Below are 20,907 nucleotides of genomic sequence, written 5' to 3'. Positions count from 1 at the left end.
CGACGTTCCCGCGGCGGCGCCATCCACGCTTCCGGGTGCTTGGCGAGCCAGCGGTGCCGGTACACCGAGTAGGGGATGTGCGCCAGGTACAGGATCAGCGCGATCGCCAACGCCACCAGCGGGAACTGGATGATCGCGGCGGCCAGCAGACCCACCCCGACCAGCAGCGGCGCGATCGCCTTCGGCGGCGCCTTCACCGTCTTCAGCGAGAGCGTCGGGATCCGGCTGATCAGCAGCGCGGCGACCGCGATCGTCCACACCCACACCACGTACTGGTGCGACCACCAGCCCTGCCCGAACTGCAGCTCCAAGGTCAGCGGCAGCATCGCCAGCAGACCACCGGCGGGCGCGGGCACACCGACGAAGAACTCGCCCGCGTACGGCGGCTGCTCGGTGTCGTCGATCAGCGTGTTGAACCGCGCGAGCCGCAGGATCATGCAGACCGCGAAGATCAGCGACGCCACCCAGCCGATCCGCTCGCCCTCGGCGTGCCAGACGTACAGCACCAGCGCGGGCGCGACACCGAACGAGATGCCGTCGGACAGCGAGTCGAGCTCCTGCCCCATTTTCGACGTCGCGTCCAGCAACCGCGCGATCCGGCCGTCGAGACTGTCGAGCACCGCGGCGATCCCGATCGACGCGATCGCCATCGGATAGTTGCCGATCAGCGCGAACTGCACCGACGACAGACCGGCGCACAGGGCGAGCACCGTGATGGCGTTCGGCAGCAGCCGGACGCCCGGAGTGGTCACGCGGACCATGGATCAGCCTTCCGAGTGCGGCGCCGAGGGCAGCTCGGCGATCGGGGTCTCGCCGCCGATCGTGCGCTGGCCCTTCGAGACGAGGACCTTGCTGCCCGGAGGCAGGTACAGGTCGACTCGCGAGCCGAAGCGGATGATGCCGTACGTCGAACCGACGCCGACCTTGTCGCCCTCGCGGATTTCGCAGAGGATGCGCCGGGCCACCAGCCCGGCGATCTGCACCACGACGAGCTCGTGGCCGTCTTCGGTGCGCATGAGCACGGAGTTGCGCTCGTTGTCCTCGCTCGCCTTGTCCAGGTCCGCGGACAGGAACTTGCCGGGCCGGTACGCGACCCGCTCGATCACACCGGACGCCGGAATCCGCTGGACGTGCACGTCGAACACCGACAGGAACACGCTCACCCGCATCCGCGGTTCGGCTGGCAGCCCCAGCTCGGGCGGCGGCACGGCCTCTTCGATCAGCGAGACCAGACCGTCCGCCGACGCGACCGCGAGGCCGGACTGCGCGGGCGGGACACGCTTCGGCTCACGGAAGAACGCCGCCGTCGCGGCCGTCGCGAGCGCGCCGACGACGCCGAGGCGCTTGGAGAACTTCCGCAGCACCAGCGTCGCGGCGAGACCGCCGAAGACGAACGGCCTGCCGGCCGGGTGCATCGGCGGAACGGTCTCGCGGGCCAGCTTCACGGCATGTGCGAGGGGGTTACCAGTGGCTTCCGGCCGGTTGCCGCTCATTGGTCGGGTTCACCGCAGTTCGTGTCGGGGGGTGGGGGCATGAAGAGCCACCACGCTACCGCCCTGTCCACGGCCGGGGCGTGGCCTCCCCCGGAAGGGTTTCCCCGCCTCGGGTGGGAGGGGCCACATCGCGGTAACGGAAGGTGGAAATACGCGATAACTCTAGGTAATTGGAGCCGATAGCCGACTTTGAGGACCCGCGCATGCCCGCCAGTCCGGACCCCGCAGGCGAGCGGCTCGCCGAGCTGTTCCGAGCCTGGAAGAGGGACATTTCGACGGCGCCGATGCCTTCGCTCGTCGACCCCGTCCGCGCCGCCTCGATCATCGCCGAGGCGAGGGCGAACGGGTGCATATGCCCCCCGACGGCACATGCACCCGGCCGCGGCCGCTGGAACTGAGCGAAAGAACCACTTTAGTTCGCCGGACGCCGGTGATCACCGGTCGCGAGAAAACCGTTACCAACGGTTACTCCACTGGTCACCGGCGATACGGCGACTGCGGATCGCGCGGCCGCCGACCGGCGCCGCGGACCAGGCGCAACAGGGCGAGCAGCAGGATCGAGCCAAGGATCGCGACGCCGAAGCTGGGGAAATCGAAGTCGAAGGACTGTTCGGTACCCGTCGCGAGGCGGTAGATGAAACCGCCCAGCGCCGCGCCGAGCACGCCGATCAGGATGCTGAACAGGCAGCCGCCCCGCCGGTCCGGGCCGCCCACCACGACGTTGGCCAGCCAGCCCGCGATGGCGCCGAAGACGATCCACGAGAAGAAACCCATGCCACCAGGCTACAAGCCCGAATGGAGTAGCGCACAAGAACAGTTGCACAAGAGATATTGTGCAACTACCGTTGTGCGTTATGACCGACCCGGAAGTGCGTGAAGTCCACGATTCGAAGGTGCTCGCAGCGATGTCCCACCCGCTGCGGCGCCGGCTGCTCGACGTCCTCCGGCTCGAGGGCCCGTGCACCGCGTCCGTACTCGCCGAGCGGACCGGGCAGGCCGTCGGGAACGTCAGCCACCACCTGAAGGTGCTGGCCGCCAGCGATCTGGTCGAGGAGGCGCCCGAACTCGCCCGCGACCGTCGCGAGCGGTGGTGGCGCCGAGTCGGGTACGCGGTGTCCTGGTCGCCCTCGGACTTCCCGGACGACCCGGTCGCGGCCGCCGCCGAATCCCTCGCCCTCGAACGCCAGGTTTCGATGGCGCGCCAATGGTTCGCCGAACGCGACAGCTACCCCGAGGAATGGCACCGAGCCGCCTTCGTCACCGATAGCTGGATGAAGCTTTCGGTCGCGGAAATGGCCGAGATCGAGGGCCGGATCCAGGCACTGGTCCGCGAGTACAGCGACCGGGACCAGCCGGACGACGGCCAGGAACGCAGGCCGGTGTTCTTCTCCACCCGCGCCGTCCCGGCCCGGCCGTGATCACCCGCGAACGCGGCGGACTGCTGCGCTCACGCGATTTTCGCCTGCTGTGGACCGGCGAGACGACCAGCGTGCTCGGCAGTTCCATCGCCGTCGTCGCACTGCCGCTGGTCGCCGTGGTCACGCTGCAGGCGAGCACGTTCGCGGTCGGGTTGCTGACCGCGGCCGCCTGGCTGCCGTGGCTGCTCATCGGCCTGCCCGCCGGCGCCTGGGTCGACCGCCGGCCGAAACGGCCGATCATGTTGGTGTGCAACACCTTCTCGATGATCGTGTTCCTGAGTGTCCCGGTCGCCGCGTGGTTCGGGCTGCTCACGATGACGCAGTTGCTCGTCGTCGCCCTGGCGGGCGGCGTCGCGAAGGTGTTCTTCAACGTCGCGTACCGCGCGTACCTGCCCTCGCTGGTCGACAAGGAGGACCTCCAGGAGGCCAACGAAAAGCTGCAGGGCAGCGAGTCCGTCGTGAAGATCGGCGGCCCCGGGCTCGCCGGCCTGCTCGCCCAGGGGTTCGGCGCCGTCACCGGGGTACTCGTCGACGCGGTGACGTTCGGGATCTCACTGCTGTGCCTGCGTTCCATCCGGTATCGCGAGCCCGAGCGCGTCGCCGCGACGCGTTCGAGGCTCCGGGACGAGATCCGGGAAGGCCTCGACTTCGTCGTCCACGACCGCTTCCTGCGCGTGTTCGCGATCTTCGGCGCGATTTCGAACGTGGCGCTCATGGGGCATCAGTCGATCCAGGTCGTGTTCCTGGCCCGCGACCTCGGGGTGGGGCCGGGATCCGTCGGTCTCGTGCTCGCTCTGGTCGGCGCGGGCGGTGTCTTCGGCGCCGCGTTGTCGGGCAAGCTCGCCGACCGGGTCGGCACCGCGCGGTCCTTCATGCTCTGCGAGGCCTTCGGCTCGGTGATGATGGTGCTGGGCCCGCTCACCCAGCGAGGCTGGGGACTCACGTTCTTCGTCGCCGCCGGCTTCTCGGTCAGCGCCGGGATCGTCGGGTCGAACGTCCTCAGTGCCACGTTCAGGCAGCGGTACGTCCCGGCGGAACTGTTCGGCCGGGTCACCGCGAGCATGTCCGTGCTCAGCTTCGGCGCGATCGCGCTCGGCGGCCTGCTCGGCGGAACCCTGGGCGAGACCGTCGGCGTGCGGGAGACCCTGTGGCTGATGGCCGGTCTCCAGGTCGCCGCCGTCGGCGCCCTGCTGTTCACACCGGTCGGCCGGTGCCGCGACTTCCCGGCAGATCGCGTTTAGCCCGCTAACCGCGATCCGGGCCGATCGGCGTCCGGGGTGCGGCACCGCCTGGCGGGGAATCAGCGTTGCGAAAGCCACGTTCGCAACCTTCAACGTTGCGAAAGTGGCTTTCGCAACACCTTCTCGCAGGACCACGCATCAAGGCGCCACCTCTCAGGCTCCCCACGCGGGTGGGGAGCTGCCCGGCAGATCGCGTTTAGCCCGCTGAACGCGGGTCAAAGCAGGAGGACGTCGACCTCGTCGCCCTGGGCGGCCGACTCGACGTCCTCCGGCAGCACGATCAGGCAGTTCGCCTGCGTGAAAGACGCCAGCAGATGCGAGCCCGGCCCGCCGCGCGGTCCGACGATCCCGGTCACTTCGCCCTCCGAGTGCGTGTAGGAGCCCCGCCGGAATTGCCGCCGCCCGGCGGGGGACGTCATCGACTCGGTCAGCCGGGCCCGCACCTTCTGCCGGTCGACGCCGGAATGCCCCATCGCGGAAAGCAACGCCGGCCGCAGGAAGGCTTCGAACGAAACGAGGACGCTCACCGGGTTGCCCGGCAACGTCACCACCGGCACGCCGTTCCAGCGTCCGCAGCCCTGCGGCCCGCCCGGCTGCATCGCGACCTTCCGGAATTCCACGCCCTGCCCGGTCAGCGCGTCCTTCACCACCTCGTACGCGCCCGCGCTGACCCCACCCGAGGTCACCAGCAGATCCACGTCCGCCAGCCGCGGTTCGATGACCGCGCGGAACTCGTCCACGTCGTCGACCACACTGCGCACGACCTCGGCCTCGCAGCCGAGAGCGCGGATCGCGGACGCGAGCATGATGCTGTTCGACTCGTAGATCTGCCCGTGCCGCAAGGGATTCGGCGCGTCGACCAGTTCGGTACCGGTGGACACCACGAGTACCTTCAACGGCCTCCGCACCGGAACCTCGGCGAGTCCGACGGCGGCGGCGAGCCCCAGTTGCGCCGGGCCCAGCACGGTCCCGGCCGGAAGCGCCACCGTCCCTTCGACGACGTCCTCGCCGAGCCGCCGGATATGCGCGCCCGGGACGGCCGTCCTGAGAATCCGGACGTCCGTCACACCACCGTCCGTGTGCTCGACCATCACCACCGCGTCCGCGCCGGGCGGCAGCGGGGCGCCGGTCATGATCCGGTGCGCGGTGCCCGGCTCCAGCTTCGCGATGTCGACGCGGCCGGCCGGGATGTCTTCGGCGACCGGCAGTGTCACCGGAGCTTCGGATACATCGGCGGCGCGGACGGCGTAACCGTCCATCGCGGAGTTGTCGAACGGTGGCAGCGAAACCCCCGCGAGCACGTCTTCGGCCAGGACGAGCCCGGCGGCGGAAGCGAGCGGAAGGCGGGTGACGGGGGCGTTTCCGAGCAGGCCGGTGACGGTCTCACGGTGGGCGTCGACGGAGATCACGCCGACCATCCTCCCCGGTCCCGGGGCGCATGCAAGACTCTGCGCGTCACAACGACCACCGGGGAGACAAGACATGCAGGTTCAGATCCGTCACCAGCCGTCGTTCGCGGTGGCCAGGCTCATGCTCGCGCCGGGGGAACCGGCGCAGGTCGAGTCCGGCGCGATGATGGCGACGAGTTATGGCGTGCAGGTCCAGTCCCAGGCGCAGGGCGGCATCATGAAGGGTCTCGGCCGCGCCTTCCTCTCCGGCGAGTCCTTCTTCATCTCCACCTACACCGCCCCGCAGAACGGCGGCTGGGTCGACGTCGCCGCGAACCTGCCCGGCGACATGCAGATCATCAACCTCGACGGCCGCACCGGCTGGTGTGTCACCCGCGGCTCGTGGCTCGCGTCGTCGCACGGCGTGCAGACCGAGACCAAATGGGGCGGTCTCAAGAACCTCGCCGGCGGCGAGGGCGGCTTCCTCACGCACGCGACCGGGCAGGGCCCGCTGGTCGTGGCCTGCTACGGCGCACTGGAGACGGTGACGCTGCAGCAGGGCGAGGTGATCACCATCGACACCGGGCACGTCGTCGCGTTCGCCGACACCTTGCAGTACCAGATCCGGAAGGTGGCCACCGGCATCATCCAGTCGATGAAGAGCGGTGAAGGCCTCGTCTTCGACTTCGCCGGGCCGGGCCAGCTCCTGACCCAGACCCGGAACCCGTCGGCGCTGTCCGCCTGGGTGATCGCCCAGGTCCCCGCCCGCTGAGCGCATGCGCGTCCAGACCAGGCACACCCCCAACTTCGGGGTCGCCCGCATCCTGTTGTCCCCCGGCGAAGCCGTCCAGGCCGCCGGGGACACCATGCTCGCCAGCAGCTTCGGCATCACCGAAACCGTTCCCGCGCGCGGCGGTTCGCGGGCGGGCAAGGCCGCGCCTTCGGTGTTCAACGCCCCCGAAGGCGGCGGCTGGATCGACTTCGCGCCGCTGACCGCCGGTGACGTCTACCCGCTGGAATTCACCGGCGGGGCGGGCTGGTGCGTGAGCCGGGAAGCGATCCTCGCCCGGCCCGCGACCATCCGGCAGGACCCGGTCTGGGCGTCGCTGCAGAAGCTCTTCGGTGCCGACGCCGGATTCCTGGAGCACTACAGCGGAACCGGTCCGCTCGTGCTGGCCGCGCAGGGCCCCGTCGACGCCTTCGAACTCACCGCGGGCGAACTCGTCACCGTCCGGCCGGACTTCCTGCTGGCCTATCCGGACACCGTTCAATGCCGTCTCCGGGCCGTCGACCAGTCCGGTCCGCAGTCGGTCCGCACCGGCGAAGGGCTCGCTCTGGACTTCGCAGGCCCAGGACGCGTACTTGTGCAAGCGCGCAATAGGCGGCTTTCTCGCGGGTGACCTTGGGACGAATTGAGCATTGCCGACGCCGGTAATTCGGGTAGCGTGATCTGCACTCCAAACCGCCGGCCGGGGCAGAGAACGCCGGCGGGTCCCGTGCTGAGGGAGGGCGCCGTGGCAGTCGGCACCGTCAAATGGTTCAACTCGGAAAAGGGCTACGGATTCATCGAATCCACTGAAGGGCCCGACGTCTTCGTCCACTACTCGGCCATCCAGGCCGACGGATTCCGGACGCTCGACGAGGGCGATCGCGTGGAATTCGAAGTCCAATCCGGGCGGGACGGGCGGAGTCAAGCGGCCGACGTGCGCAAGGTCTAGCGCCCAGTTCAGGCGACCCCCGGCGGCCCCGGGAACTGGCGCGTTAGGCTGCGCTGCGTGACAGGCGATGAGTCGGGGGACCTGACCGGTCGCCGGCTGGGCAACTACCGCATCGACGGTGTGCTCGGCAAGGGCGGCATGAGCGTGACCTACAAGGCCACGGACGTGCGGCTCGGACGCAAGGTGGCACTGAAGGTCATCGGTGATCACCTCGGGGCCGACGCCGAGTTCCGCGAACGCTTCGTCGACGAGGCGCGGAACACGTCCGCGATCGATCATGCCAACGTCGTGCCGCTCTACGACTTCGGCGAGCTCGACGGCATGCTCTACATCGCCATGCGCATGGTCGACGGCGGGGACCTCGCCGGCCTCATCTCCGGCGGCCCGATCGCGCCCGCACGCGCCCTCACCATGCTCGACCAGGTCGCCGACGCCCTCGACACCCTGCACAACCGCGGTCTCGTGCACCTCGACGTCAAACCGGCCAACGTGCTGGTCACCAGCAAGGAGACCTCGCGCGAGCACGTCTACGTCGCCGACTTCGGGCTGACCCGCCGCGGCGCCACCGGGCACCGGACCCGCGGCGGCGACTTCCTCGGCTCGCCCACGTACGCCGCGCCCGAGCATCTGCGCGGCGAGCCGCTCGACGGCCGCACCGACCAGTACGCGCTCACCTGTGTCCTCTATGCCTGCCTGACCGGCAGCCCGCCCTTCAAGGGCGACGTGCAGACGGTCATCAAGGGACACCTGAACGGGGAGCCCCCGGCCATCTCGCGGATCGTCGGCGTGCCCGCAGGGATCGACGAGGTGATCCGGAAGGGAATGGCGAAGAATCCCGCCGACCGCTACCCGAACTGTGTTGAGATGATCGCGGCCGCCAGGCGTGCGCTGGGTCCGCTCGCCGCGTCGAACGAGCCCCCGGGGCCGCCGGGACAGGCGGCGGCCGCGACCGTCCAGCAGGCGGTCCCGCAGCAGGCGCCACGGCAGAACACGCCGCCACAGGGAGAGGGGGGCCCCGTGCACCCGTACGGAGGACAGCAGCCGGGCTACGGCCAGCAGGGACCGGGACCGCAGGGGCCCCCGCCGCAAGGCCCGCCGCCCGGGTACGGCCCGCCGCCGCAGCAAGGTGGCTTCCAGCAGGGCGGCTACCAGCAAGGTCCGCCCCCGGGCTACGGCCCGCCGCCGCAGCAGGGCGGTTTCCAGCAGGGCGGCTTCCAGCAGCAGGGCCCGCCTCCGGGTTACGGACCCCCGCCGCAGCAACAGGGCGGATTCCAGCCCAAGAAGAGCGGCGGCGCCAAGTGGATCTGGATCATCGTCGGCGTCCTCGTGGTGGCCGGCGCGATCGTCGCGGCGATCTTCATCTTCGGTGACTCGAACAGCGGCAACGGCCCGCAGACCACCGCGCCGAACATCCCGGTCGGCCCGGGCAACTCGCAATCCCAGGCTCCGGAGTCGTCGGGCAAGGCCCCGCCGACGTCGATCTCCATCAAACCGAGCAGCTGACGCGCCACCGCGCTGACCTGCGGTTCTTGCACTCGACCCCGGAGAGTGCTAAACACGGCATTGGCACTCGACGCCGTCGAGTGCCAGGCAGGCGGTCACCGACCGCTCGCCTGAAGGTCGGGACGGTGAGGCCGCACCCTTGAGTGGGTGGGTCGTCCGTCGCGGGCACCGAGCCTGGCCGAGGAAGAGTCCTGCTGCCGCCGCTGACCACAGCGCGGCGGTGGCGCCCAATACCGGAGGACCACACCGCAATGGCCAAACTGATCGCGTTCGACGAGGACGCCCGCCGCGGTCTCGAGCGCGGCTTGAACACCCTCGCCGAAGCCGTCAAGGTGACCCTCGGCCCGCGGGGCCGGAACGTCGTGCTCGAAAAGAAGTGGGGCGCGCCGACGATCACCAACGACGGTGTCTCCATCGCCAAGGAGATCGAGCTCGAGGACCCGTGGGAGAAGATCGGGGCCGAGCTCGTCAAGGAAGTTGCCAAGAAGACCGACGACGTCGCGGGTGACGGCACCACCACCGCCACCGTGCTCGCCCAGGCTCTCGTCCGCGAGGGTCTGCGCAACGTCGCCGCCGGGGCCGACCCCATCAGCCTGAAGCGTGGCATCGAGGCGGCCGTCGAGGCCATCACCGAGCAGCTGCACAAGATGGCCGTCCAGATCGAGACCAAGGAGCAGATCGCTGCTACCGCCTCGATCTCGGCCGCTGACCGCACCATCGGCGAGCTCATCGCCGAGGCGCTGGACAAGGTCGGCAAGGAAGGCGTCGTCACCGTCGAGGAGAGCAACACCTTCGGTCTCGAGCTCGAGCTCACCGAGGGCATGCGCTTCGACAAGGGCTACATCTCCGGTTACTTCGTGACCGACCCGGAGCGTCAGGAAGCCGAGCTCGAGGACCCGTACATCCTCCTCTTCGGTTCCAAGATCTCCACCGTCAAGGACGTCCTGCCGCTGCTGGAGAAGGTCATCCAGTCCGGCAAGCCGCTGCTGATCATCGCCGAAGACGTCGAGGGCGAGGCTCTGGCCACCCTGATCGTCAACAAGATGCGCGGCACCTTCAAGTCCGTCGCCGTCAAGGCCCCGGGCTTCGGTGACCGCCGCAAGGCGATCCTGCAGGACATCGCGATCCTGACCGGTGGCCAGGTCATCTCCGAGGACGTCGGCCTCAAGCTGGAGAACGCGGACCTTTCCCTGCTGGGCAAGGCGCGCAAGGCCGTCATCACCAAGGACGAGACCACCATCGTCGAGGGTGCGGGCGACGCCGACCAGATCCAGGGTCGCGTCAACCAGATCCGCGCCGAGATCGACAACTCGGACTCGGACTACGACCGCGAGAAGCTCCAGGAGCGTCTGGCGAAGCTGGCCGGCGGCGTGGCCGTCATCAAGGCCGGTGCCGCCACCGAGGTCGAGCTGAAGGAGCGCAAGCACCGCATCGAAGACGCAGTGCGCAACGCCAAGGCCGCCGTCGAAGAGGGCATCGTCGCCGGTGGTGGCGTCGCTCTCATCCAGGCCGCCGAGGCCGCCTTCGCCGGTCTGAAGCTCGAGGGCGACGAGGCCACTGGTGCCAACATCGTCAAGGTCGCCGTCGAGGCGCCGCTCAAGCAGATCGCGATCAACGCCGGCCTCGAAGGCGGCGTCGTGGCGGAGAAGGTCAAGTCCCTCCCGCAGGGTCACGGCCTCAACGCCGCCACCGGTGTCTACGAGGACCTGCTCGCCGCCGGCGTGCCGGACCCCACGAAGGTCACCCGCTCCGCGCTGCAGAACGCCGCTTCCATCGCGGCGCTGTTCCTGACCACCGAAGCCGTCGTGGCGGACAAGCCGGAGAAGGCCTCGGCCGCTCCCGCCGACCCGTCCGGTGGCATGGGCGGCATGGACTTCTGAGTTCGAGCCCGTAACACCGGAAAGCCCGGACGCGCCTCGCGCGTCCGGGCTTTTCTTATGCGGCGACGTGTCGGCGCCCTCGCCGCTCACGGCCCTCGACCAGAGCGCGACGATCGGGCAACACCTAGCCGTGGCTCTTTTCCGTCTTGTACTCGTCGCCTTCCGTCTGCCGGTCCTTCTCGTAGGGATTGGTCGCGGTCGGTTCCCCGGGCTTGCGCGGTTCGAGGTTCGTCCGGTCGGTTCCCTCGGCCTCCTTGCCCGGGTCTTCCCGTTCCGTGGTCTCCGGATTGGGGTCGATCCTGCCCCGGTTCTCGGCGATGCCCTCTTCTCGCCAGTCCGCGAGGAGTTTCTGGAGCGTCTCCTTCTTTTCGGCGTCGGTGTTCGCGTAGGCCTCGGCGGCCTTCATGACCTGTTCGCCCGCCAGCAGGAACCGCGCACACGCTGTCCTCATGAACTGCTCGACGGCGTCGCGGATCTCCAGTGTGGTGTCGTCACCCGTACACGTCGCCCAGTCGCGGCCGGACAGGTGCCTGTCGGCCGCGTCGGCGGTGACGAGTGTCCGCAGCTGCTCCGAATAGGACTCGGCGGCGTCGAAACAGGCTTTCGCGATCTTCAGGACGAACAAGATTTCGACGTGGAACTTCCGTTCCTCGGTCTGACCGGTCGCGGTGTTCGCGGTGAGGTCGTAGAGCTCGAGGTTGTAGCTGTGCACCTCCGCGATCGCCCGTTGCAGCTGCGTCACGTCCGCGTTGAAGGCCTCTTCGAGGCTGTCCAGCGCGAGGTGCTGTTCGTGGATCGCGGTGTCCAGTCCGCTCAGGATGTCCTGGAGGCTCATGGCATTGCGTACGTGCGTCATCTCCTTGGCGATGCCGCCGAGGTAGCCGACCAGACCGAGGACGGTGCCGATCGGGCCGAAGGCCTGGCTGACCGCCTTCGAGAGGCTCATCACGACCCCGAGGGTCGAGCGCACGCGATCGAGGGTGTCCATTTCGTCACCCAGGTCGAAGTCCTTGACCGTGACCTTCTCGTCGAGTTTCGGGGTGGCCCAGTTCAAGCACCTGATGATGTTGCGACGGGTCACCTCGATCGTCGTGGCACGCGTGGAGTACAGGGTCGCCAGGCTGGCGAGCACGAGCGATTGGTTGCGCAGGGTCGGTGCCACCGAGGCGAAGAACCCGGCCTTGAAGGTGGCCGCGGCCAGGCCGGTCCAGCCGGTGAACCACAGCTGTTCCTCGCCGGTCCGCCCGGCCAGCCACTGGACGTTCTCGACGACCTCGCGTTGCCCGAGCAGGTCGGTCACGTTCGCGTTCGAGTCGTGGAAGCCCAGGTTGCCCGCGACCTTGAGGTACGTGTTGTGGGCGTTCTCGACCTTCGTCAGGTCGGGCCCCTCCAGCTGGGGGACGAACTTGGCGACTTCCTGCCGCCGGTTCCAGGCCAGCCGCTCGATCTGCGCCAGGTTCCTTTCGACATGGCACTCGACGTACTTCTGGGTCTGCGGATTCCAGCCCTGGCAATGGACGTCCCTGAAGTTGCCTTGCAGGCCGTCCATGACCCAGGTGAGGTAGCCGCAGATCTCGTCGTTGCCGGACAGGTGGCCGTACGATTCGGCGGGCCACTGCCAGGCCCAGGGCTCCGTCGAGCACGGAACGGTGGGCGAGAGATGCGTCATGGCGTCTACGGCGTCCTCCATCCAGCGCTTGGTGAGCGCCTTGTGGAAGTCGTTCAACGAGTCTTCGAGCATCTTCTTGTACTCGGCGTTGGTCAGGTACTTGTTGCCGGCCATGGAGGCCCCCGCTTCCCACTCCCTGTGACAAAGGCATGGGAAGTGTAACGGCGAAATCCTGATCGCGCGGCCGAACCCCTGAACTCCCGGGAAACGAAAGGCCCGGACATCCCCATGTCCGGGCCCTTCGTTCATCCCCCTGCCCCCTTTGGCGGACGCCGCGTCCCCTGCGCGCGGCGTCCACCCCTGGTCAGGATTCGCCCGGCTGCTCCGGAGTCAGAAACCACGCGGCGACGTAGACCGGGATCGCGAAACCGGCGGTGATGAAGGCCCCGGCCACGAGGGCGATGCGCAGGATCACGGCGTCGACGCCGAAGTAGGCGGCCCAGCCGCCGGCGACGCCCGCGAGCATCTTGTCGGTGCGGCTGCGGTAGAGCTTCTTGGTGGCCTGGGGGGTGTACACGCTGTTCGTCATGGCTCAATGTTCGCCTCGGAGCGACCCCCGGCGCATCGGGGAACGGCCCGGAGCCGACCCTGGAATCCGACCCCTGGGGGTCGGTGAAACCGGCCGGGAAGGTGCGCCTCGGCGTTCAGGGCGGGGAAAATGCCCGGATGACGATCAAGGCGAAAGCGCTCACGTTCGGGGTCGCGGTACTGACCGTGCTGGGAATCGGCACGGCCAGTGCCGCGCCCGAAGGTCATGGCGCACAGAGCGGACTCGACGTCGTCCAGGCTCGCGGCGAGATCCGCGTGTGCTCGACGGGGGACTATCGCCCGTTCACGTACCGGGACGAAGCCGGGGCGTGGAGCGGGATCGACATCGACCTCGCGGGTGATCTCGCGCGGCGGCTCGGTGTCCGGCTCAAGCTGGTCCAGACCACTTGGAAGGAGATCGCCGACGACGTCGGGCGCGAATGCGATCTGGCGATGGGCGGGGTTTCGGTGACCCTGGATCGCGCGAAGAAGGGGTTCTACACCGCGCCGATTCTTCGTGACGGCAAGGCGCCGATCACCCTGTGCGAGAACGAAAACCGGTTCCGGACGCTGGAGCAGATCGATCAGCCGGGCGTGCGCGCGATCGTGAATCCCGGCGGTACCAACGAACAATTCGCCGACGCCAACCTGAAACGGGCCACCATCGTCCGGCATCCGGACAACAACACGATCTTCGCGGAGATCCTCGCCGGGCGCGCGGATCTGATGATCACCGACGCGACCGAAACCCGTTGGCAGGCAAAGCAAAACCCCCGGCTGTGCGCGGTGCATCCCGATGAACCGTTCACCTTCTCGGAGAAGGCGTACCTCCTGCCGCGTGACGTCGTCTTCAAGGAGTGGGTCGATCAGTGGCTGCACCTCGCGCTCAACGACGGCACCTACGCGCGCATCGCGAAACCCTGGCTCGGCTGAAATCGGTTTGAACCACTTTCGTTATCCGAACGTATCTCCAGATGTGGGTGAGGAGGAACCAGACCGGAGGAAAAACGGATGATGAACAGCGCCGGGAAACACCGCAAGCGCGCGACGATCGGCATCGCGTCCGTCCTCGGAGTGGCCGCCATCGCCGCGGCGATGTTCGCGGTGAGCACCCCGGACGGGCAGGCCGCGGAAAGCTGTCAGGGACTGGACACCGCCCTCCGGAACAACCTCAACTTCATCGCCGGCCAGCAGGCGGAACCGGATGCCTTGTCCGAAGCCCGGATCGCGAACCGGAACGCCGTCGTCGACCTCATCCAGCAGCGCCGTCAGACCGCGGGCTGCACCGAGAACGTGCAGGCCGACGGCGGGAAGCAGGAACAGAACCAGGCCGCCGACGAGGCCGAGAAGGCGGCCGAACAGGAAGCCGGGATGGACGACGCCATGGCGGGCGAGGACGAGGCCGCCGAACAGGGGAACGCCGCCGGTGAAGAAGCCGCCGGTGGTGACGAGGCCGCCGCCGGGGACGACGCGGCCGCCGGGGGCGGCGAGGTCGTCTGCGACGGCTCCACGGTGACGCTCTCCGGCGAGGGCGGCGCGCCCGCCGCGTCGAGCAGCGAATTCCCGGCCGGCACCAAGCTGAAGGTGACCAACCTGGACAACGACAAGTCCACGACCGTCGAGGTCACCGGCGTCTCCGGCAGCTGCGCGCTACTGAACAACGCCGCCTTCGAACAGGTCCGCGAACCTGGGAAGTTCCTGATCCGCCGAGCGGTCATCGAGCGGGTCGGATAGGCCACCCCCGCGCGGACACGGGGGTGAACGGGCCGCGAACACCGGATCGCTGGATGCGCGGACAGATCCGGTACGCGGCGACACGAGCCCTCCTGGCGACCCCTCGGCCAGGAGGGCTCGTGGTCGTTTGTATCTCGCTTGTATGCCCTTTCGGGACGCTTCTCGCGAAACGCCGAGAAAGGACATCCGATGAAACTCAGACGAGTGGTCACCGCGGCCGCCACCGCGCTGCTGGGCATGGCCGGGCTGGCGATCACCGCGACGTCGGCCGAAGCCGCCGTCGGGCCGCGTCCCAATTTCCAGCTCCCGTTCCCCTGCAACCAGGTGTGGAACGGCGACAACGACAACAGCAGCGCGCACCGCGCGTACGAAATCGACTTCAACCGCGGCAGCTCCGCCGGGGCCGACCTGGGCGACACCGTCGTCGCGGCGGCCGCCGGCAAGGTCGTCATCTCGGCGCACCAGGGTTCGCAGAACGGTTTCGGCAACCTGGTGAAGATCGACCACGGTGGGGGATGGTCGACCTACTACGCGCATCTGAAGGTCCGCTCGGTCTCGCTCAACGCGCAGGTCGCGCAGGGACAGAAGATCGGCGAGGTCGGCAACACCTCCAAGCCGGGCAACAACATCAGCCCCCACCTGCACTACGAGGTCCGCACCAACGACTCCTCCTGGCCGAGCAACATCAAGCCCGCCTACTTCAACGGCGTGAAGTTCGGCTATCCCAACGCGAACGTGACCTCCAAGAACACCTGCAGCGGAACGGGGAACCCCAACCCGTACGACGCCGTCGAGGTCTGCGGCGACGGCTACAAGGTGATCGACTCTCAGGCGCTCGGCAGCGCCGCGACCACATACCTGCTTTACAACGGCACCAACAAGAACAACTGTGTCACCACGATCAAGTCCACTTCGGTCGGTTCGGCCAGCGCGGTTTCGGCCTTCCTCGAAGTGGAGGGCTCGGCCAGGAAGACCGACTCCGGCAGCTTCGAGTACTACGCCGGTCCGGTGAACGCGGCCGCCGGTGCGAAATGCGTCCGGTGGGGTGGTTCGGCGGGCTCCGCCAGCTACGAGTCCCCGCTGGAGCACTGCTCCTGATCCCCTTGGGGCGTGTTATGAACGGACCTTTCATAACAAGAAATGTTATGAAAGGTCCGTTCATAACACCTCACGTGAGGTGGGCGCGGACCCGGGTGAAGCGGTCCTCCCAAGCGGCACGGACGTCCGCGGCGGCGGCGTGCGCGGAGAACAGGTCCGGCTCCGGTGCACGAAGCGGCACCGGCAGGCGACCGTCCACAGGGGACAGTGATTCGCCGCAGACGTCGCCGGTCAGCAACGACATCGTGCCCAGGCCGCAGGCGAAGTCCAAAGTGGGCAATGCGCCCGCGAGCGCCAGCCCGGCGGCGAGTCCGACGCTCGTCTCGACGGCGGACGAGACCACGCACGGCAGGCCGCAGGCTTCGGCCACTTCCAGCGCGCGCCGGACCCCGCCCAGCGGCGCGACCTTCAGTACGGCCACGTCGGCCGCCCCCGCCACGGCGACCTTGAGCGGGTCTTCGGCCCGGCGGATCGATTCGTCGGCGGCGATCCGCACGCCGACCCGTCGCCGGACGTCGGCCAGTTCTTCGATCGACGGGCAGGGCTGTTCGACGTACTCCAGGCCGCCCGCCGCGAGGTCCAGTTCGCCGATCGCCTTGATCGCGGTGTCGACGTCCCAGGCCATGTTCGCGTCGACGCGGATCGCGCCCGACGGCCCCAGCGCGGAGCGTACGGCCTCGACCCGCGCGCAATCGTCGGCGAGACTCACCCTCGGGTCGGCGACCTTCACCTTCGCCGTGCGGCAGCCCGACGCGGAGACGAGCTCGTACGCCTTCTCGGCCGACACCACCGGGACGGTCGCGTTCACCTCGACGCTGTCCCGTACCGGCGCCGGCCACCCGCGGTCGCTCGCCTCCAGCGCGGACGCGAGCCACGGCGCGCTCTCGGCGTCCGAGTAGTCGGTGAACGGGCAGAATTCGCCCCAACCGGCGTCACCGCGGATCAGCAGTCCTTCACGGACCGTGATGCCGCGGAACCGGGTGCGCAGGGGAATCGCGTAGACGTCCATCGACGCCGATCATGCCACCGCCGCCTAAGACCGGAATCACGTGCCGTTTCCGTCGATTACGGACAGAATGTCCGACGTGGCACTCGACTTTCGCGTGCTGGGACCCACGGAGGTCACGGCGGACGGGCTGCCGGTGCCGTTGGGCGGCAGCAGACCGCTCATCGTGCTGGCCGGCTTGTTGCTGCGCGCGAACACCGTGGTGCCCGTCGAAGAGCTCGGCCGATGGCTATGGCCGGACGACGGCAGGCGGTCCAAGGGTGCCCTGCAGACCTACGTCCTGCGGGTCCGCCGCGCACTCGGCGACGACGTCACCATTCGCACCGAACGTGGCGGATATCTGCTGGAGCTCGACGAAAGCCTGCTCGACCTCGGGCGGTTCCGCGCGCTCGCCGCGGCGGGGGCGGAGGCCGTCCGGGACGGCGCCCTGCGCCAGGCCGCGGACCGGTTCGCCGCCGCGTTGTCCGAATGGCGTGGCCCGGCGCTGCAGAACGTCCATTCCGACGCGTTGCTCCGGGACGAAGCGGACCAGCTGGGCGAGGAACGGCTTCGCGTCCGCGAGCAATGGGCCGACGCGCTCCTGGCGCTCGGCGACCACACCGCTGTCATCCCCGAGCTGATCAGGTTGTGCCGGGAGAACCCGCTGCGCGAACGGCTGCACGAGCAGCTGATGCTCGCGCTCTACCGTTCCGGCAGACAGGCCGAGGCGCTGGACGTCTACCGCCGGATCGGCGCGGTGCTGGCCGAAGAGCTCGGCCTCGACCCGGGCGCGTCGCTGCAGCGCGTGCACCAGGCGATCCTGACCGGCGAAGAAGCCGGTGAGACCACATTGGACTCCGGGCTGACGCGGTACCGGCTCGGCGCCGAACCGCTGATCCCGCGCCAGCTCCCGGCGGATCTGCGGGTCTTCTCCGGTCGCCAGCGCGACCTCAAGGCACTGCACGAACTGGTCCCGGAGGCGCTGGACACCGAGACGTCGACGCCCATCGCGTCGATCGAGGGCATGGGTGGCGTCGGCAAGACGACGCTCGCGATCCATTTCGCACACGACGTCGGGGAGCGGTTTCCCGGCGGGCAGGTGTACCTCAACCTGCGCGGTTACGGCCCCGGTGACCCTGTCGAGCCCGCCGCCGCGCTCGAAACCATGCTGACGTCGGTCGGCGTCCCGGCCGACCAGATCCCCGCCGGCGTCGACGGCCGCGCGGCCACCTGGCGCACCTACAGCGCCGGCCGCCGGATGCTGATCCTGCTCGACAACGCCGCCGCCACCGAGCAGATCCGTCCGCTGCTGCCCGGCCCCGGCTGTCTGGTGCTGGTGACCAGCCGCTGGCAGCTCCAGGCGCTCGCGGCGACCCACGGCGCGCGGCGCGTCGCGCTGGGGGAACTGCCCGACGAGGACGCGATCGCCCTCGTCGCCTCGACGATCGGGCTGGACCGGGTCACCGAGGATCCCGAGGCCACCGAACGGTTCGTCCGGTACTGCGGCGGGCTGCCGCTGGCCATCCGGATCCTCGCGGTGCGGGCGGCGCAGTTCCCGGATCTGGGGCTGCGGGAGTTCGTCCGGCTGCTGGAAGCCGAACAGGACAGGCTGGGTTCGTTCGACCTGGCCGACGGCGACGAGACGAACATCCGGGCCGTCTTCTCGTACTCGTACCGGGCGCTCGACGACCGGGCCGCGCGGACGCTGCGCCTGCTCGCCCTGCCGACCGGCGGCGACTTCAGCGTGCCCGTGGCCGCGGCGGTGGCCGGCGTCGACCTCGTGGAGGCCCACGCGGACGTGGCGAAACTGGCGGCCGCGCACCTCATCGCGCGATCCCGGCCCGGCCGCTACCAGTTCCACGACCTGATCCGCGCGTACGCGGCCGAGCTGTCGGCGAAGGTCGACGGGCCCGAGGTCCGGGAGGGTGTGCTGGACAGGCTCCTGCACGCCTCCCTGGCGTCCGCGTTGAACGCGTCGAGGCTCCTGCGTTCGGACAGGCACTACCGGCTCGTCGAGCCCGAACGGTTCGACGGCGCGGGTCTGAAGTTCGGGCACTACGAGCAGGCGCTGGACTGGTTCGACGAGGAGGCGGGAAACCTCATCGCCGCGGTGAACGTCGCGTACCGGGAGCGTCGGCACCGGGAATGCTGGCAGCTCGCGTGGCTGCTGCAGTCGTACTTCATCGTGCGAGCCAGGCTGGAGGACTGGCGCTCGGTGTTCGGAATGGCGCTCGGTGCCGCCCGCGACATGGGCGACCGCTCCGGCGAGGCCGCCATCCTCAGCGGACTCGGCGTCGCCTGCGGTGTCGCCCGCCAGTACGACGACAGCATCGTCTACCTGAAGCAGGTCGTCGAACTGCAGCGGCTGGTCGGGGACCGGCAGGGTGAGGCGCGGGCCCTCTACAACCTCACGCTGGCCAGCCAGGACATCGACACGGCGTGGGAATACGGGACGCGCGCGTTGCGGCTCATCCGGGAGTCCAACGTCGGCGCGGGTATGGAGGCCAGCGCGTTGCAGGCCCTCGGCGACATCTGCACCGACGCCGGCCGTTTCCAGCAGGCGCTCGATTTCGCCGACCAGGCACTGACGCTGAAGGCGAATGTGCTCCACGACGAAACCCGCTTCACCCTGCACACCAAGGGGACCGCGCTGGTCGGACTCGGCCGCAACGACGAGGGCATCGGCTGCATGCGGCAGGCCGTCGAGATGTTTTTCGCGCACGGAGAGCTCTATGAGGCGGCCGACGTGCTGGCCCAGCTCGGCGGAATCCATCTGAGACTCGGTGATCCCTCTTCGGCGCGGGACTGCTGGCTGCGTTCGGTACGGGTGCTGACCGAACTTTCGCATCCGGACGCCGAGGACGTCCGGACGAAGCTGGCCGCGCTCGTCGGCGGTGAGGTCGTCAAAGCCGAGCGAGAGTGAGACTGGCGAGGCACGGGCGCCCGGCGTGCCGACCCCCAGTCGCAGCACGCGAGTACGCCCGTGTCCTCATCCGGTACCTAACAGGACGCCGCTCACTGTGCGCTGACTATGCAGCGTGGAGGAGTTTCGCGAGCGTGATCGCGTTCTTCGGGGCTTGTACTTCCACGTCGTTGTCGAAGTAGACGTACGTGTCCCGGCGCCAGCCCTCGATCTTGCGAGCCCACTGCTTGAGCGCCTTCTCGTCATACCCGCTGACGTACAGCTCCTCGGCACCGTGCAGCCGGACGTAGGCGAAATCGTCGCTCGTCATTTCGTCGACGAGTGGCCATTTGCCCGCGGTGTCGGCGATCACCAGGGCGATGCCGTGCTTCCGGAACAGCTCGATGCTCTCGGGTGTGGTGAAGCTCGGATGCCGTACCTCGACGGCGTGCCGGAGCTTCCGGCGTGGCTTCGCGTCGGTGTGCGGTTCGCTCTTCAGCTTGTCGTCATGCTTGTTCGCGAGCTTGGCGGCGGCCTGGCTGGTGCGCGGCAGCAGCTTGAAGAACGCCTCGACACGCTCGGCGTCGAACGTCAGCCGCGGCGGCAGCTGCCAGAGGATCGGCCCCAGCTTCCGGCCGAGCGCCAGCACCCCGGAGGCGAAGAAGTTCGCCAGCGGCGTCTCGACGTCGCGCAGCTGCTTCATATGCGTGATGAAGCGGCCTCCCTTGACGGCGAAGACGAAGTCGTCCGGTGTCTGCTCAGCCCACTCGCGGTACCGCTCGGGCCGCTGAAGCGAGTAGAACGAGCCGTTGATCTCGGCCGAATTCATCCGGTGGGACAAGTACTCCAGTTCGCGGCGCTGTACCAGGCCGCGGGGGTAGAAGTCCCCGCGCCACGGTGGGTAGCGCCAGCCCGAAGTGCCGATCCTGATCTCGGCGACGACGATCACCGTCCTTCCGTGCGGCTCTGGTTCCCCCTCCCCGTTCGGTGCAAACGCCCGCTCAGGCCCACGAGAACCGCCACCGGCGGGTCTGGACCAGGCTGGAGGCGAACTCGCGCAGATTGCCCGGCTGGCCGGCGAACGACGGCAGGCAGAACGAACGGTGCTCCGCGGCGACCGTGAGCGCGCGGCCCTGGGTGCGCGGCGGCGCGGCCACCGACATCTCCAGCGAATCGAAGCCCAGCACCGTGAGCGTCGCGCCGAAGCGGTCTTCCCAGCTACGCAGGACCGCCGACAGCTCGTGGACCTGGTCGGTCGCCTTGATCATGCCCGTCCAGCCGAGGATCGCCGGGATGTCCGCGGGCCGCTCCGTCTGCACCAGCGCGAGCCGGTGCGGGGCGCGCGCGGCC

The 20,907-nt window shown here is 68.9% G+C and carries 20 protein-coding genes; 11 read left to right on the top strand and 9 right to left on the bottom strand.

The window, feature by feature from the left end; translation table 11 throughout:
- From pssA to H5J31_RS36045, 3 genes are all read right to left on the bottom strand, one after another.
- Positions 1-761, bottom strand: a 761-nt coding sequence (pssA, locus tag H5J31_RS36055) for a CDP-diacylglycerol--serine O-phosphatidyltransferase (RefSeq protein ID WP_181777164.1), incomplete at its 3' end; no start/stop codon positions are given.
- 3 nt (positions 762-764) lie between these two features.
- Entirely contained in the window at positions 765-1,493 is a 729-nt protein-coding gene (locus tag H5J31_RS36050; RefSeq protein WP_181777163.1) for a phosphatidylserine decarboxylase, read from the bottom strand.
- A 477-nt stretch (positions 1,494-1,970) separates the two neighbouring features.
- Entirely contained in the window at positions 1,971-2,267 is a 297-nt protein-coding gene (locus tag H5J31_RS36045) for a GlsB/YeaQ/YmgE family stress response membrane protein (RefSeq protein ID WP_181777162.1), read from the bottom strand.
- Positions 2,268-2,347: 80 nt separating this feature from the next.
- Here H5J31_RS36045 and H5J31_RS36040 point away from each other — a divergent pair, with 80 nt between their 5' ends.
- Positions 2,348-2,911, top strand: coding sequence for an ArsR/SmtB family transcription factor (locus H5J31_RS36040; RefSeq protein WP_181777161.1), 564 nt, complete (start codon positions 2,348-2,350; stop codon positions 2,909-2,911).
- On the top strand, positions 2,908-4,152 hold the full coding sequence (locus H5J31_RS36035) for an MFS transporter (protein WP_181777160.1): 1,245 nt from the start codon (positions 2,908-2,910) through the stop codon (positions 4,150-4,152). Before H5J31_RS36040 ends, H5J31_RS36035 begins: the two co-directional genes overlap by 4 nt.
- 215 nt (positions 4,153-4,367) lie before the next feature.
- Here the strand turns inward: H5J31_RS36035 and moeA are convergent, their stop codons facing one another.
- Positions 4,368-5,561, bottom strand: a complete 1,194-nt coding sequence (gene moeA / locus H5J31_RS36030) for a molybdopterin molybdotransferase MoeA (protein WP_181777159.1) — start codon at positions 5,559-5,561, stop codon at positions 4,368-4,370.
- Positions 5,562-5,634: 73 nt separating this feature from the next.
- Here moeA and H5J31_RS36025 point away from each other — a divergent pair, with 73 nt between their 5' ends.
- From H5J31_RS36025 to groL, 5 genes are all read left to right on the top strand, one after another.
- On the top strand, positions 5,635-6,312 hold the full coding sequence (locus H5J31_RS36025; protein ID WP_181777158.1) for a TIGR00266 family protein: 678 nt from the start codon (positions 5,635-5,637) through the stop codon (positions 6,310-6,312).
- Between the two features lie 4 nt (positions 6,313-6,316).
- Positions 6,317-6,940: an AIM24 family protein gene (locus H5J31_RS36020; RefSeq protein WP_181777157.1), complete on the top strand. Its 624-nt coding sequence runs from the start codon at positions 6,317-6,319 to the stop codon at positions 6,938-6,940.
- 114 nt (positions 6,941-7,054) lie between these two features.
- On the top strand, positions 7,055-7,258 hold the full coding sequence (locus H5J31_RS36015) for a cold-shock protein (RefSeq protein ID WP_076160121.1): 204 nt from the start codon (positions 7,055-7,057) through the stop codon (positions 7,256-7,258).
- 57 nt (positions 7,259-7,315) lie between these two features.
- Positions 7,316-8,761 (top strand): serine/threonine-protein kinase, encoded by a 1,446-nt coding sequence (locus tag H5J31_RS36010; protein WP_181777156.1) that lies wholly within the window; start codon positions 7,316-7,318, stop codon positions 8,759-8,761.
- 251 nt (positions 8,762-9,012) lie between these two features.
- Positions 9,013-10,641 (top strand): chaperonin GroEL, encoded by a 1,629-nt coding sequence (gene groL / locus H5J31_RS36005; protein ID WP_037318086.1) that lies wholly within the window; start codon positions 9,013-9,015, stop codon positions 10,639-10,641.
- A 124-nt stretch (positions 10,642-10,765) separates the two neighbouring features.
- On the opposite strand, the gene H5J31_RS36000 is transcribed toward groL, so the two are convergent.
- Both H5J31_RS36000 and H5J31_RS35995 read right to left on the bottom strand, forming a co-directional pair.
- On the bottom strand, positions 10,766-12,424 hold the full coding sequence (locus H5J31_RS36000) for a hypothetical protein (RefSeq protein ID WP_181777155.1): 1,659 nt from the start codon (positions 12,422-12,424) through the stop codon (positions 10,766-10,768).
- A gap of 190 nt (positions 12,425-12,614) precedes the next feature.
- Positions 12,615-12,839, bottom strand: coding sequence for a PspC domain-containing protein (locus tag H5J31_RS35995; protein ID WP_181777154.1), 225 nt, complete (start codon positions 12,837-12,839; stop codon positions 12,615-12,617).
- Positions 12,840-12,976: 137 nt separating this feature from the next.
- Here H5J31_RS35995 and H5J31_RS35990 point away from each other — a divergent pair, with 137 nt between their 5' ends.
- From H5J31_RS35990 to H5J31_RS35980, 3 genes are all read left to right on the top strand, one after another.
- Positions 12,977-13,771 (top strand): transporter substrate-binding domain-containing protein, encoded by a 795-nt coding sequence (locus H5J31_RS35990; RefSeq protein WP_181777153.1) that lies wholly within the window; start codon positions 12,977-12,979, stop codon positions 13,769-13,771.
- A 78-nt stretch (positions 13,772-13,849) separates the two neighbouring features.
- A complete protein-coding gene (locus tag H5J31_RS35985) occupies positions 13,850-14,572 on the top strand; it encodes an RlpA-like double-psi beta-barrel domain-containing protein (RefSeq protein ID WP_181777152.1) in 723 nt (240 codons plus the stop codon).
- 189 nt (positions 14,573-14,761) lie between these two features.
- Positions 14,762-15,670 (top strand): M23 family metallopeptidase, encoded by a 909-nt coding sequence (locus H5J31_RS35980; RefSeq protein ID WP_207899349.1) that lies wholly within the window; start codon positions 14,762-14,764, stop codon positions 15,668-15,670.
- Positions 15,671-15,740: 70 nt separating this feature from the next.
- Here the strand turns inward: H5J31_RS35980 and H5J31_RS35975 are convergent, their stop codons facing one another.
- Positions 15,741-16,679 carry an o-succinylbenzoate synthase gene (locus H5J31_RS35975; RefSeq protein ID WP_181777151.1) on the bottom strand — a complete coding sequence of 313 codons (939 nt, stop codon included), beginning with the start codon at positions 16,677-16,679 and terminating at the stop codon, positions 15,741-15,743.
- 76 nt (positions 16,680-16,755) lie between these two features.
- Between H5J31_RS35975 and H5J31_RS35970 the strand changes: the two genes are divergently transcribed.
- Positions 16,756-19,578 (top strand): BTAD domain-containing putative transcriptional regulator, encoded by a 2,823-nt coding sequence (locus H5J31_RS35970; protein WP_456237056.1) that lies wholly within the window; start codon positions 16,756-16,758, stop codon positions 19,576-19,578.
- Between the two features lie 106 nt (positions 19,579-19,684).
- Here H5J31_RS35970 and H5J31_RS35965 read toward each other — a convergent pair whose 3' ends face one another.
- Together H5J31_RS35965 and H5J31_RS35960 are read right to left on the bottom strand one after the other, a co-directional pair.
- Positions 19,685-20,506, bottom strand: coding sequence for a DUF72 domain-containing protein (locus H5J31_RS35965; protein WP_181777149.1), 822 nt, complete (start codon positions 20,504-20,506; stop codon positions 19,685-19,687).
- Between the two features lie 52 nt (positions 20,507-20,558).
- A partial coding sequence (locus H5J31_RS35960; RefSeq protein ID WP_181777148.1) for a DUF4253 domain-containing protein occupies positions 20,559-20,907 on the bottom strand: 349 nt, incomplete at its 5' end.

The organism is Amycolatopsis pittospori, assembly GCF_013870525.1.
Lineage (GTDB): Bacteria > Actinomycetota > Actinomycetes > Mycobacteriales > Pseudonocardiaceae > Amycolatopsis > Amycolatopsis pittospori.
Note: the sequence above shows the minus strand (reverse complement) of the source record. Positions and strands in the feature narration are given on the sequence as shown.